Below are 13,568 nucleotides of genomic sequence, written 5' to 3' on the forward strand. Positions count from 1 at the left end.
TGCTCCCGGGGGTCGGTGTCAGCGGCGTCAGCGGCGCCGACGGGCGTGGGATCACTGACGATAGCTGCTCAAGAAGCGGCCGATGCGGCTGATCGCCGCGTCCAGGTCGTCCGCGTGGGGGAGCGTGAGGATGCGGAAGTGGTCGGGGCGGGGCCAGTTGAAGCCGGTGCCCTGGACCACCTGGATCTTCTCCTGGAGGAGGAGGTCGAGCACGAACTTCTCGTCGTCGTGGATCGGGTGGACCTTCGGGTCCAGGCGCGGGAACGCGTACAGGGCGCCCTTCGGCTTGACGCAGGAGACGCCGGGGATCTCGTTCAGCTTCTCCCAGGCCCTGTCGCGCTGTTCGTGCAACCGCCCGCCCGGCGCGGTCAGTTCGTGGATCGACTGGCGCCCGCCGAGCGCGGCCTGGATGGCGTACTGCGCGGGCGCGTTGGGGCACAGCCGCATGGAGGCGAGCATCGTCAGCCCCTCCAGGTAGTTCCTTGCGTGCTGCCGGGGGCCGGTGACGACCAGCCAGCCGGACCGGAAGCCCGCCACCCGGTACGTCTTCGACAGGCCGCAGAAGGTGAGGACGACGAGGTCGGGGGCGAGGGCGGCGACGCTGTGGTGCACCGCGTCGTCGTAGAGGATCCGGTCGTAGATCTCGTCGGCGAAGACCATCAGGCCGTGCCGGCGCGCCAGGTCGAGGATGCCCTCCAGGATCTCCTTCGGATAGACCGCGCCCGTGGGGTTGTTGGGGTTGATGATCACGACGGCCTTGGTGCGGTCGGTGATCTTCGAGGCCATGTCGTCGAGGTCGGGGTACCAGTCGGCGGACTCGTCGCACACGTAGTGGACGGCCTTGCCTCCGGAGAGGGTCGTCACCGCCGTCCACAGCGGGAAGTCGGGGGCCGGGACGAGGACTTCGTCGCCGTCCTCCAGGAGGGCCTGTACGGCCATGGTGACGAGCTCGGAGACGCCGTTGCCGAGGAAGACGTCGTCCACGGAGACGTCGGTCAGGCCGAGCGCCTGGTAGCGCTGGGCGACGGCGCGGCGGGCGGAGAGGACGCCGCGCGAGTCCGTGTAACCGTGCGCGTCGGGGAGCATCCGGATCATGTCCTGGACGATCTCCTCGGGCGCCTCGAAGCCGAAGAGCGCGGGGTTGCCGGTGTTGAGGCGAAGGACGCTGTGGCCCGCCTCCTCCAGGGCGTTGGCGTGCTCGATGACGGGGCCCCGGATCTCGTAACAGACCTCGCTGAGCTTGCTCGACTGCCGGAACTCCATGCGGTGCGCCTCCCGTGACGTGTGTTGCTTGGTTTTACCAAGTCACCGCTTGGAAAGTCCAACAACTTGCATAGACTATGCCGCATGCCACCTCGCCGAAGCTACGACCAGTACTGCGCGGCAGCCCGGGCGCTGGACGCCGTGGGCGACCGCTGGACCCTGCTGATCGTCAGGGAACTGCTGGTCGGCCCCCGCCGCTACACCGACCTCCACGCCGATCTGCCGGGCGTCAGCACCGACGTGCTCGCCTCGCGTCTGAAGGACATGGAGCAGCGGGGCCTGGCGACGCGCCGCAGGCTGCCCCCGCCCTCGGCGGCGTACGTCTACGAACTCACCGGCAGGGGAGGCGAGTTGTTGCCCGTCCTGGAGGCCCTCGCCGCCTGGGGCGCGCCCGGCCTCGACGAGCGCGCTCCGACGGACGCGGTGCGCGCGCACTGGTTCGCGCTGCCACTGCTGCGCCGTCTCGCGGCGGCGGGGGCCGAGGGAGTGGTGGAGGTGCGGCTCGCCGAGGGCCCCTTCCACGTACGGCTCGCGGGCGGCGCCCGGACCTACGGCGACGGGCCCGCGCCCGACGGGGCCGACGCCCACGTCACCCTGGACGCGGGCACCTGCCTGGCGGTGAGCCGCGGCGAACTCACCGTCGGGCAGGGTGCGCGGGAGGGCAGGATCGAGATCACCGGCGATTCGGTGCTCGCCAAGGCGCTGCGCGAGACGTGACGCGGGAAGCGCCCGGGAGGCAGGCTCTTACGGCAGGGGCACGCCGCGGGCGGTGACCCACAGGTCGTACCACTCCTCGTGGGTGAGCTCCGGCTCGCGCGTGACGGCGTCGCGGCAGGCCAGGATGCGCTCGGGCCTGCTGGTGCCGATGACCGGCGCGATCCCGGCCGGGTGGCGCTGGAGCCACCACAGCAGGATCGTCTCGGGCGTCGTCCGCTTGCGCTCGGCGAGGTCGGCGACGAGCCGCGCCGTCGGTGAGTCGGCGGCGCCGGTGAAGCGGCCCTGGGCCAGGGGCCCCCAGGCCTGGAGCTGGATGCCCCGGTCCACGCAGTACTCGACCGTTCCGTGCGGAAAACCGTTCGCGGTCGCGTCCCGCGTGTTCAGCACGACCCCCGCCTCCACCCAGTCCCGGCTGCCGAGGCTCATCTCCAACTGGTTCACGGCCAGCGGGAGTTCGAGATGTGCCTGCAGCGCCTCGATCTGCGCGGCGCTCATGTTCGACACGCCGAAGCGACGTACGAGCCCCTGCCGGTGCAGGGACGTGAGCGCCTCCGCGATCTCCGCGGGGGCGGCCAGCGGGTCGGGCCGGTGCAGGAGGAGCACGTCGAGCACGTCGGTACGGAGCCGGGTCAGGCTCTCCTCGACGCGCCGGACGATGCTCGGCCCCCGCAGGTCGTACCTGCCCGGCAGGCCGTCGGCGGCCTGCCGGATGCCGCACTTGGTCTGCAGGACGATGCGGCTCCGGAGGTCGGGCGCCCTGGCGAGCAGCTCGCCGAAGACCGCCTCGGCGTGGCCGCGCCGGTAGATGTCGGCGTGGTCGAACGCGGTGATGCCGATGGCGAGGGCCGCCTCGACGGCGGCCTCCGCGTGGGCGATGTGCGACGCGGTGTTCGGCACGCCGTCCGAGGTGCCGCCGAGCCCCATGCATCCGTACAGCGGCTGCCCGGTGGGCATGTCGAGCTGTGCAGTCATGTCTCTCCCTCCGTGGTGAACCCCGTCATCGGGTGAACCCCGTCATCGGTGCACCCCGCCATCGTCGCGCAGGACCGCGCCGTTCGATCAGCTTCCGAAGGGAACGTCCTGCGTCGTGGCCATCCGGCGCGTGTCGTCGTGGGACCGGACGAAGTCCTGGATGTGGCCGAGCGCCTGCCGCGCGGACGATTCGTCCGTGCCGCAGCCGCCGGTGCCGGAGACGCCGTCGGGGTAGCAGGAGGCCCGGTGGCCGTAGATCAGCCCGTCGGCGTCGCCGCCCGACTCCTCCAGGAGGCGGTCGGTCGCCTCGCGGTCGCCCGCCGCGGTCGTCCAGCCGAAGGTGCGCGCCAGTTCGCCGCGGTCGCGTGCCTGGGAGCCGAGGCGCACCTGGTCCCGCACCTTCCCGAGGACGGTCGGCAGGTTCAGGTTGAACAGGCCCTTGTCCATGACCCGTTGGTTGTGGGCGATGGCGCCGCCGGACTCCCCGTACTGGCGCAGCACGTCTTCGGTGTCCCCGCTGATGTCGACGCCCTCGCGGTCCGTGAGGCCGCCGCTGACGTCCTTCCAGCCCGCCCCGCCCGCGGTGCCGTAGAACCCGTAGAGGACCCGGACACCGGCGCTCTCCAGCTTGGTGCGGGCCAGGTCGCGCAGGGCCGCGACCGAGCAGTGGCGCCACTTCGCGTCACCGCTGTCGCAGTAGTCGGGGTTCTTGATGTCCAGCCAGACGAACCCGACGTTCTTGCCCGCCCTGCGCTGCTCCGCGATCCGGTCGAACATCTCCGCCATGGTGTTCCCGCCGCTCGTGGGCAGCCCGTCGTGATCCGCCCACCAGCCCTTCTTCCAGGCGGTGGCGTCGATCTCCAGCGCGTTGGCCCCGTGCTCGAGCGCCTTGTCGACGCCGCCGACGGTCAGCACCCGGTGCGCGATGGCCCAGACGGGCCGCTTGTCCTTCTCCCGGGCACCGGACGCGGTGGCCCCGTGCGCGGTGGCGGCGAGGGCGGAGGGGCCTGCGAGCCCCACCACCAGGGCACCGCACGCGGCGGTCAGCGTCGCGGCCCGGGCGGTCGAGCGGGTGCGGGCACGAAGTATCACGGTTGTCTCTCCATCCGTTCCTGTGCGCCCCGCCCGGGCACGGCAGCACGAGGAGGCGGCACCGCGGGAGGAGGCGCGCCGGACCCCTGGTCCCGGGATCCGGCTCAGCTACCGCACCTGCCCACCCCGCACCGTACGAAACACCCCCGGCGTCCGACCCGTTGAACCGGCCCCACCTGCGGTGCCCCCCGCGCCACCCCCGTCGGCGCGGGGCGTCAGGAGAGGGACGCGACGATCACGGTGGCGTCGAGCTCGTCGTCGGTGGTGACCCGCGCCCGCAACCCGGCGGCGGTGACCGCCGCGACGGCCTCGTCGGCCTGCCGCTCGCTGGTCTCGAACAGCAGGACCCCCTGCGGGGCCAGCCACTCGGCCGCACCCGCGACCACGCGCCGCAGCACCTGAAGGCCGTCCGCGCCACCGTCGAGCGCCACGCGCGCCTCGTGCTCGCGGGCCTCGGCGGGCAGCAACTCGATCTCCACCGTGGGCACGTACGGGACGTTGGACAGGAGCACGTCGACGCGGCCCCTCAGCGCGGCGGGCAGCGGATCGAAGAGGTCGCCCTCGTACGCCGTGCCGCCCGCGGCCGCCACGTTGCGCCGGGCGCAGCGGACGGCGGCGGGATCCACGTCCGAGGCGTACAGCTCGACCTCGTCGAGCCGTTCCGCGAGCGCCACGCCGAGCGCGCCGGAGCCGCAGCACAGGTCCACGACGACTGCCCGCGACGGCGCTAGCGCGGCGGCCCGTTGCACGAGTGCCTCGGTGCGCCGCCGGGGCACGAAGACCTCGGCGTCCACCTCGATGTGCAGGCCGCAGAACTCCGCGTACCCGACGACGTGCTCCAGCGGCAGGCCGACGGCCCGGCGTTCGACCATCTCCGCCAGCTCGGCGTCGTCCCGCGCCGCAGACATGATCATCTCCGCCTCGTCCTCGGCGAACACGCACCCTGCGGCGCGGAGCCGGGCGACGACGTGGGCGGCGGACACGGAGGCGGACGCGGACGCGGACCGGTCCAGCGAAGGAAGCGACATGAAAGCCTTTCAACTGCGGAGACAGCGCGACTCTTTCGACACCGTCGGGAGGATTTTCCCTGATCCCGACGGAAGGCCCTAGCCCCGGGGACCTCCGTGCCATCCGTAGAGCCGCCGCAACTGGTCCAGGAAGAAGACATGGAAGCGCGCGAGCGCGGCCGACCCGCGCGGCCCCGTGACGCGGAAGGTGCCGAGCTGCCGGAGAAGGGCGGCCGGGGAGATCGACAGGGTCCCCGCGGCGACGATGCCGGCCTCGCCGTCGCGGTCCTGAAGCCCGTGGCCGTCCAGAAGCACGAAGGGCAGGGTGGTGGTGGCGGCCCACAGCCGGGAGGGCGGCGCGGGTGCGAGGTCCTTCACGCCGACCAGGGTGCGGGGCGCGCCCGTGGCGTCGGAGACGAACAGCCGGTAGCGCAACTCGCGGTGGCGTGGCGTGCGGCCGGGGGCGAACACCTGGACCTCTCCGCCCGTCACGGGGCGACGGCCGCCGAGACCGTGCGCCCGGATCCAGCCGTCGACGCGCGCGGGGTGCTCGGGGTCCGTCAGGAACGCGTCGATGTCGTCGACGGTGACGGTGAGCCTTGCCGCCAGCGGCTCCTTGGACGTGGCGCGCCGGGCGGTCGCCGGATCGCCGTGGCCCGGTGCGCAGAGGCCCCTCATGGTCTCGGTGAACTGCACGGAGCCGCGCGGGGAGTACGTGTCGAGCGTCCGGGGAAGCGGCCCGGCCTGCCGATGCCGGGACACCGCCTCGCTCCGCTCTCCGTCACGTGCCCGGCGCCGCTCGAGGAGCCGGGTGCAGGCGCGGTCCGCGAGGGCGGCGACCGTCAGCGCCGGGTTGGTTCCCACGGAGCCGGGCAAGGCCGCGGCGTCCATGACGTACAGGCCGGGATGGCCGTACACCTCCCCGTACGCGTCGCACACTCCCTCCGCGGGGCCACGGCCCATGGGCGCGCCGCCGCAGGGGTGCACGGTGATGATCCGCTCCAGCAGCCAGTGCGGGCTGTCGGCGTAGCGCCCGTCGAGCGCCTCGGACACCGCGCGCATCGCGGTGCGTATCCGGGCGTAGTGCTCGCGGCTGTCCGCGGGGGACCACCGGGCGTCGAGGGTGTCGCCGCGCAGGCGCAGGACGCCATTGGGCGTGTCCCTGCCCATGCCGAGCAGGGGCAGGGAGGTGTCGGACAGGGCGCCGTCCCCGAGGAACCGCGCGAGGTCGCCGGACAGCCGGCGATTGCCGGTCCCCGCGAGGTGGGGGAGCACCTGCCGCAGCAGGAAGCGCCCCGCGCGCCCCGCGTCCTGCGGCAGACCGGCCGCCTCGACCAGCCAGCCGACGAAGCCCGGATAGCCGCCGTCCTGGATGTAGGCACCTCGTCCCGGCGGCACGGCACCGTCGCTTCCCGCGCCTTCGAGGTCGTCCGGCAGCCGGATCGCGCTGGTGATGACCGGGCCGCGGCTCGGGTCCACCCCGGCGGTGACGGTGCCGTCACCGCTCTTGGTGCGGACGGCGAACGACAGGATGTCGCCGTTGGCCGAGAAGCGGGTGCCGAGCGTCGGACCGATCGACGCCAGGTTCCGCCTGCTGCGCAGCAACAGGTGGGTGGTGCCGTAGGTGCCCGCCGCGAGGACGAGGCGGTCGCAGCCGACGGTTCGGACCGGCAGGTGCCGGGCGGGTGCGCCGTCGCGGCGTGGGGCGTGCTCCGTGCGGTGCCGGACGTAGTCGACCTCGTAGCCTCCCCGGGCCGACGGCCGGATCGCGCGCACCTCGTGGCCGGTCCGCAGTTCCGCGCCGTAATGCCGGGCCGCCGAGAGGTAGGTGAAGTCGAGGCTGTTCTTGGCCCCTTCGTTACAGCCGATGTTGCACTCGCCGCAGAGGCGGCACGTCCTGCGGGTGACCCCGTGCAGGTTCCCGTACGGGGCCGGGGCGACGGGCAGCCCGATGCCCGGCTCCGCCCCCGGTTCCGGTGCGAAGCTGATGGCGAGTGGGGGCAGGGAGTGCTCCAGGCCGAGCCGCTCGGCGGCCGCGCGCAGGGCGTGGGCTTTGGGCACGTCGTCGTGGCCGGGCCGGTCCAGCGGGTAGGGAGTGGGGGTCAAGATCCGTTCGACGGCGTCGTAGTGCGGGTCGAGGTCCGCGCGCGTGAGCGGCCAGGTCTCGTATCCGCCTCCCGGCAGCGACTGCCGCTGGACGAACCAGTGTTCGTCCTTCCGCAGCAGCACGTTGGCGTAGATCAGTGAGCCGCCGCCCAGCCCGCTGGAGACCACCGAGTCGAAGTGCCGGAAACCCCGTACGTCGAACAGGCCGTGGGACCCGGCTTCGGGGGCCCAGAAGGCGCGGGAGGCCTGGGCGGGGGTGCGGGCGAAACTGCCGGGCGGATAGGCCCGGCCGCGCTCCATCACCAGCACGCCGAGCCCCGCCTGCGCGAGCCGGTACGCGGCGACGGAGCCGCCGAATCCGGACCCGACGACGAGGACGTCCACGTGTTCGGCCGTCGCACGCTCCGCGCTCATGCCGTCGGCTCCGAGGGACCATGCCGCTCCGGTTCACCGGTTCGTCGCCTGATGAAGTCGGAGACGAGCGGAAAGACGTCCCGGTGCGCGTCCTTGCCGATGATCGGGTCGATGTAGCCGTATCCGGGCAGCACCGCCAGCTCGTACCGGTCCGGGTCGTGGCGTGCGAACTCCCGGTGGCAGACGACGTTGGCGTCACCGAAGACGTGGTTGTGCTCCCCGGTGAGGAAGAGGATCGGCGTGCGGACGGCGGCGGCTCGTGCCAGGTAGTCGACCGGCAGCGCGGCATGGCGCGGCTCCGCCGGGTCGTAGCGCACGGCCCGCCCGGCGCGTGCCATCTTCCGGATGTGCCGGTAGTAGTGCATTCCGGTGGGCCCCAGGAGATCGGCGATGCGCTCGTGCGTCTCCGGCGCCAGGTTCCCGTGGCTGTACAGCGCGGGCCACCCCGCCCCCCACATGAAACTCACCAGGTTGCACGCGGGGTTGTCGCACTCGGGGTGCCCCAGGGACACCAGCCGTGCCAGGGCCCAGGCGCGGGTGAACGGCGCGGCGTCGGCCATGCGGGGGTTCACCGCCGACATCCCCAGCACGTGTTCGAGGAGCGTCGGCGCGAGCGCCAGCTTCCACCGGGACCAGCTCGGCACCCGTACGGCCAGGGCGACGCTCTGCGACACCATGCTGGAGACGCCAGTGACCGTGCCCGCCGCCAGACTCATGGCGAAGGTCGTGGAGCCGAGACAGTGCGCGAAGACGTGCACCCTGCGCTGTCCGACGTGCCGCCGCAGTTCGGCCAGCGCGGCCGGGTGGTCGTGCAGGACGACGTCGTCGAGCGTGTGGTCCCCGGGCTCGGTGTTGTACGGAAAGCGATTGCTCATCCTGAAGTCGAGGGTCCACACATCGGTGAACCCGTCGTCCAGCAGGTGGGTCGCCAGGTTGCGGTGCTCGGGCATGATGAACATGTCGCTGGACCCGGTCAGACCGTGCAGCAGCAGCACCACGTCGTCGCAGTCGCCCCGGTGGAAACGGGTCAGGTGCAGAGTCAGTCCGTCGGCGGTCGTGAACGGATACGTCGATACGCGCGCGTCCGGCACCCCTTCGACCGTGTGCCGCGCTATGCCCTGCCGCATGGATCCCCCCCCGTGCTCGTGCCGCACCTCGTACCGTGCGGGTCCCGCGCAGCCGTCCCGCGCGGTGGTTCCCTTCGATTGCACCGTGCCGGGGGTTGTTCAGCAGCCCGGTTCCGGCCGGCGAACAATCCGCCGCGCCCGGCACGGGCCCGCGGGTGCGCCTGCCGACGTGCGGCAGGGCAGGCCGAGAGTGCCCTTGTGACCGTTCTCCGCGCGTCCGTAGGTTGTGATCGCCACGAACGGATCAGGGGGGCCGGGCATGGGGCGACGAGAGAAACCAGTGGATCCGGCGGCCGGCCCGGTGTCCCGTCTCGCCTACGACCTGCGCAAGTTGCGGCAGGAGGCGGAGGGCCTCTCGTACCGGACGATGGCCCAGCGGGCCGGTTACTCGGTGACCGCGCTGTCCCGGGCGGCGGCGGGGGAGAGGCTGCCCTCGCGATGGGGCTGAGCCCGGACGGGAAGAAGCCGGCGCTCGACGGTCCCACGGGGATCAGCCTCTGGGACCTGGAGTCCGGCTGGCTGGACGGCGACCCGGTGCCGAACTCCCTCGGTGGGGTGGCGGACTTCAGCCCGAGCGGCCACCTCCTCACCGTCGCCGAAACCGACGGAGACGGGGCCGGGCCCGGGCAGACCGTCCGGCTGTGGGACCTGGCCCACCACCGGACGCTCCTGAAGGTCAGGACCGAAGGACCGTCGTCGCGGGCCGTCAGCGCGGACGACCGGCAGACGGCGATCTGCGGACCCGGCGGGGTCATACAGGTCTGGGACATCGCCCGACGCAGGAGGACCGCCACCATCGACTCCGGCGGAAGGTGCGGATCCGCCCGGTCCGGCCCGGGGCTCCTCCCCGGCGGCCTGGGGTTCTCTCCCGACGGGACGACACTGGCACGCATGGGCGACGGCGGGGTCGAGGCGTGGCGGCTCCCGGGCGGAGAGAAGTCCTGGAGCATCGACGGGCCGGACCTCCGGGAAGCCGCCTTCAGCCCCGACGGCAGGTTCCTCGCCGGCGTGCTGGACGGGGAGATCCGGATGTGGCGCACCACCCGGCCGGCCACGCCGTCCCTCCGTTGTCCGCTGAGGGGCCGGAGCACGGCCCGCGCGCTGCGGTGGGGTGCCGACGGCAGGACCCTGCGGTTCCAGACCGGGGGCTCCTGGCGAGAGGTCCGGTCGATCGACGTGGCCGACGTGGCCGATGCCACGTGGAGCGCGGACCCGGTCGACGCCGCCCTGTTCAGCCCCGACGGCGGCCTCCTCGCCACGGTCCGCCGGAACTCGGGAAAAGACACGCTGGGTTTCCGGCACCCGGACACCGGCGCGGTCCTTCGCTCGGTCACGGGCTCGTGCCCTCGGCGCCACCCCACCACAAGCCGCCGCGTCGCTCCGCCCCCGCCTCCATGACGTTCAGCCCGGACGGCGGCACCTTCGGATACGCGGCAGCCTTGCCCGACGCCCGGCACCCCACGGCCTTCACCACGTGGGACGTCGGGAAGAACTACGAGAGCCGTTCGACGAGCTTCGGGGGCATTCCCGTCGTCGACGGCGCCGGCGCGGTCGTACTCGGTGCGGGCGCGGGCCGTCTCCGGGTCCTGCGGTCCGACGGCCGACGTGTCGAGGAGTGGGACACCGAGAAGGACAGGCGTACGAGCAGAATGGCGTACCAGGGCTCCGCGCTGGTCGTCACGGGCGGCGGTGGAGTGGCCCTGCGGCCCGACGGCAGAGTCCTGGCCACCACGCGGAACAGGGTCGCGAGGACCGGCATCCAGCAGTTCGCGGACCGCACGCTCAGCGATGAAGCGCCGCGCTCCCTGGCCTTCAGCCCCGGCGGCAGGTACCTGGCGGTGGGTGACGTGGCGGGCCGCGTGACCCTGTGGGACGGGGACGTCAGGAGGCGCCAGGGAGTTCTGGCCGGGCCGCCCGCCCCCGACCGGCGCAACGACTCGCTGCCCCTCCGCGCCCTGGTGTTCTCGCCCGACGAGCGCACGCTCGCCGTGGGGGACGGGGCGGGGGCCGTCCACCTGTGGGACATCCCCTCCCGCACACAGCTGGGCACCCGGGTGCTGACCCCCGGAGGCGCCGTGCTCGCGCTCTCCTTCAGCCGCCGGGGAGACGTGCTGCGCGTCTCCGGTGAGCTCGCTCCCGTACAGCGGTACACCGTCGCACCGGACCGGATGACCGACGCCGCGTGCGGACGCGGCGGCTCGCTGTCGCCGGGGGAGTGGAAGGCGTACGTCCCGGACGTCCCCTACCGGTCGATCTGCTGACGCGGCGGGACACCCGATGCTGCCAAGACGTGCGTGCACGCCGTCCGGCCGCCGTGGGCTGCGGGCGTTCGCGCCTCCGTCAGGTACGGCGCAAGCTGGGAACACGAGCTGGAAACAGGGGACGCGAGGAAGGGACCGCACTCATGGGCGAGGCCCCGCAGGATCCCACGACCAAGCATCCGCAGCCGGAGTTCGCTCAGCAGGATCAGGAGCCGCCGGGCTGGACGGGCCCGATGGACCCGCCCCCCGACCACGGCGAGGACTCCTACCGGGGGAGCGGGCTGCTGGCGAACCGGGCCGCGGTGGTGACCGGCGGGGACTCCGGCATCGGGCGGGCGGTCGCTCTCGCCTACGCACGCGAGGGCGCGGACGTGCTGTTCACCTACCTGCCCGAGGAGGCGGGCGATGCCAGAGAGACGGTACGTCTCGTCGAGGAGGCAGGGGTTCGCGGTCTGGCGGTGCCGTGCGACATCCGTGAAGAGGAGCAGTGCCGCCGCCTCGTCGAGCGGGCCGTCGCGGAGTTCGGGCGCATCGACGTACTCGTCAACAACGCGGCGTATCAGATGTCGCAGCCCGAGGGCATCGGGGAGATCTCCACGGAGCAGTTCGACCGCGTCGTGCACACGAATCTGTACGGCATGTTCTGGCTGTGCAAGATGGCCGTGCCGCACATCCCCGCAGGCGGGTCCATCATCAACACCACCTCGGTGCAGGCGTACAAGCCGAGCCCGCACCTGCTCGACTACGCCATGACCAAGGGCGCCATCGTCACGTTCACCCAAGGTCTCGCGCAGATGCTGGTCGAGAACGGCATCCGGGTCAACGCCGTGGCTCCGGGGCCGGTGTGGACGCCCTTGATCCCGGCCACGCTGCCGGACACCGTGGAGTTCGGCAAGCAGGCGCCGATGGGGCGCCCGGCGCAGCCCGCCGAGATGGCGCCCGCGTACGTGTTCCTGGCCTCGGAGCACGCGAGCTTCATCACCGCGGAAATCATGAACGCCACCGGAGGCACGCCGCTGCCTTGATCCGGCCACGTGAAGGCGACTGCGGTGCGCAGTGTTTTCGCCCCTCTGAAAGGGAAATCCGCACACCATGGATCATTCCGAAGCCCCTGTACTCGACGCACTGACGGCGTATCAGGCGCAGGAGCAGCTGCCCTTCACCCCACCGGGTCACAAACAGGGCCGGGGAGCCGACCCGAGGGTTCGGGCCGCTCTGGGGGACGCCGTCTTCGCCGCGGACGTGCTGGCCGTCTCCGGTCTTGACGACCGGACCACGTCCCAGGGGGTCCTGGAGCGGGCGCAGGAGTTGATGGCCGACGCGGTCGGCGCCGAGCACACCTTCTTCTCCACCTGCGGCAGTTCGCTGTCGGTGAAGGCCGCCATGCTTTCCGTCGCCGGGCCGCACGAGAAGCTGCTGGTCGGCCGTGACGCCCACAAATCCGTCGTCTCGGGGCTGATCCTCGCGGGCATCCGTCCGGTGTGGGTCGACCCCCAGTGGGACCCCGGCCTCCACCTTGCCCACCCGCCGGCCCCCGAGGCTTTCCGGGCCGCGTTCGAGGAGCATCCGGATGCGCGGGGGGCCCTGGTCACCAGCCCCACGCCCTACGGGACCTGCGCCGACATCGGAGCCATCGCGACGCTCTGCCACGAGCGGGGCGTGCCGCTGATCGTGGACGAGGCGTGGGGAGCCCACCTGCCCTTCCACCCCGACCTGCCCACCTGGGCCATGGACGCGGGCGCCGACGTGTGTGTGACGTCGGTCCACAAAATGGGCAGCGGGCTGGAACAGGGATCTGTCTTCCACCTGCAAGGTGACCTGGTCAGCGCGCGGACCCTCGCTGCCCGCGCCGACCTTCTGGACACCACAAGCCCTTCGGTTCTCATCTACGCCGGTCTCGACGGATGGCGCCGCCAAATGGTGGAGCAGGGCCGGGAGCTTCTGGGCGAGGGCCTTGCGAGGGCGCGGCGGGTACGAGCGGCCATCGAGGAGATCGAGGGTCTGCACGTCAACGACCGCGACGACTTCTGCGGCGAAGCGCGCGCCTTCGACATGGACCCCTTCCAGATCTTCATCGATCTGAGCGAGGTCAAGTTCAACGGGTACGACGCCGCCGACTGGATGCGCCGGAACCACCGCATCAACCTGCACACCTCCGATCACCGGCGCATCAACGCCCAGCTCACCCACGCCGACGACGAGACGACGACCGCGCCACTCCTCGACGGCCTGCGCGACCTCGTCGCCCACGCGGACGAGCTGCCACCTGCCCCGGACATCCGCATCCCGGCGCCGGGCGACCTCCGCCTCCAGCAGGTGACCCTCCCGCGCGACGCCTTCTTCGGCGCGGTCGAGCAGATCCCCGCGGACCAAGCGGTCGGCAGGACCTGCGCCGAGATGCTCACGCCCTACCCCCCGGGGATTCCGGCGGCCCTCCCCGGCGAACTGCTCGACCAGGCAGTGGTGGACTACCTGCGGACCGGCGCCGAGGCGGGGATGCTCATTCCCGATGCCGCCGACAGCAGTGCCGCCACCATCCGTGTCTCCGTGCACGACGTGGACGCCGACTGACCGGTCAGCGGCCTGTGGCACGCCGTCCGAGCCGTCGT

At 72.4% G+C, this 13,568-nt stretch carries 11 protein-coding genes and 1 pseudogene; 6 read left to right on the top strand and 6 right to left on the bottom strand.

The window, feature by feature from the left end; genetic code table 11:
- Positions 1–51 precede the first annotated feature (51 nt).
- Entirely contained in the window at positions 52–1,263 is a 1,212-nt protein-coding gene (locus ACZ69I_RS24580; protein ID WP_467678509.1) for a pyridoxal phosphate-dependent aminotransferase, read from the bottom strand.
- A gap of 84 nt (positions 1,264–1,347) precedes the next feature.
- Here ACZ69I_RS24580 and ACZ69I_RS24585 point away from each other — a divergent pair, with 84 nt between their 5' ends.
- The gene (locus ACZ69I_RS24585) at positions 1,348–1,980 is read left to right on the top strand and encodes a winged helix-turn-helix transcriptional regulator (protein ID WP_470834595.1); all 633 of its coding nucleotides are present in this window, start codon (positions 1,348–1,350) and stop codon (positions 1,978–1,980) included.
- Positions 1,981–2,007: 27 nt separating this feature from the next.
- Here ACZ69I_RS24585 and ACZ69I_RS24590 read toward each other — a convergent pair whose 3' ends face one another.
- The 5 genes from ACZ69I_RS24590 to ACZ69I_RS24610 form a co-directional block, all read right to left on the bottom strand.
- On the bottom strand, positions 2,008–2,952 hold the full coding sequence (locus ACZ69I_RS24590; RefSeq protein ID WP_470834596.1) for an aldo/keto reductase: 945 nt from the start codon (positions 2,950–2,952) through the stop codon (positions 2,008–2,010).
- A gap of 87 nt (positions 2,953–3,039) precedes the next feature.
- Entirely contained in the window at positions 3,040–4,044 is a 1,005-nt protein-coding gene (locus ACZ69I_RS24595) for a PI-PLC domain-containing protein (protein ID WP_470834598.1), read from the bottom strand.
- 215 nt (positions 4,045–4,259) lie between these two features.
- The gene (locus ACZ69I_RS24600) at positions 4,260–5,072 is read right to left on the bottom strand and encodes a putative protein N(5)-glutamine methyltransferase (RefSeq protein WP_470834600.1); all 813 of its coding nucleotides are present in this window, start codon (positions 5,070–5,072) and stop codon (positions 4,260–4,262) included.
- A 78-nt stretch (positions 5,073–5,150) separates the two neighbouring features.
- Positions 5,151–7,571, bottom strand: coding sequence for a GMC oxidoreductase (locus ACZ69I_RS24605; RefSeq protein ID WP_470834602.1), 2,421 nt, complete (start codon positions 7,569–7,571; stop codon positions 5,151–5,153).
- Entirely contained in the window at positions 7,568–8,698 is a 1,131-nt protein-coding gene (locus ACZ69I_RS24610; RefSeq protein WP_470834604.1) for an alpha/beta fold hydrolase, read from the bottom strand. The genes ACZ69I_RS24605 and ACZ69I_RS24610 overlap by 4 nt, the downstream gene beginning before the upstream one ends.
- Positions 8,699–8,957: 259 nt before the next feature.
- On the opposite strand from ACZ69I_RS24610, the pseudogene ACZ69I_RS24615 reads away from it, so the two are divergent.
- The 5 genes and pseudogenes from ACZ69I_RS24615 to ACZ69I_RS24635 form a co-directional block, all read left to right on the top strand.
- Positions 8,958–9,134: pseudogene (locus tag ACZ69I_RS24615) on the top strand (helix-turn-helix domain-containing protein); the annotation flags it as partial.
- Positions 9,135–9,136: 2 nt separating this feature from the next.
- On the top strand, positions 9,137–10,096 hold the full coding sequence (locus ACZ69I_RS24620; protein ID WP_470834606.1) for a WD40 repeat domain-containing protein: 960 nt from the start codon (positions 9,137–9,139) through the stop codon (positions 10,094–10,096).
- Entirely contained in the window at positions 10,093–10,959 is an 867-nt protein-coding gene (locus ACZ69I_RS24625) for a WD40 repeat domain-containing protein (RefSeq protein WP_470834607.1), read from the top strand. The genes ACZ69I_RS24620 and ACZ69I_RS24625 overlap by 4 nt, the downstream gene beginning before the upstream one ends.
- Positions 10,960–11,102: 143 nt before the next feature.
- Positions 11,103–11,984: an SDR family oxidoreductase gene (locus ACZ69I_RS24630; RefSeq protein ID WP_470834608.1), complete on the top strand. Its 882-nt coding sequence runs from the start codon at positions 11,103–11,105 to the stop codon at positions 11,982–11,984.
- A 67-nt stretch (positions 11,985–12,051) separates the two neighbouring features.
- The gene (locus tag ACZ69I_RS24635) at positions 12,052–13,530 is read left to right on the top strand and encodes an aminotransferase class I/II-fold pyridoxal phosphate-dependent enzyme (protein ID WP_470834609.1); all 1,479 of its coding nucleotides are present in this window, start codon (positions 12,052–12,054) and stop codon (positions 13,528–13,530) included.
- Positions 13,531–13,568: the final 38 nt, after the last annotated feature.

Source organism: Streptomyces sp. NPDC036815 (genome assembly GCF_055609205.1).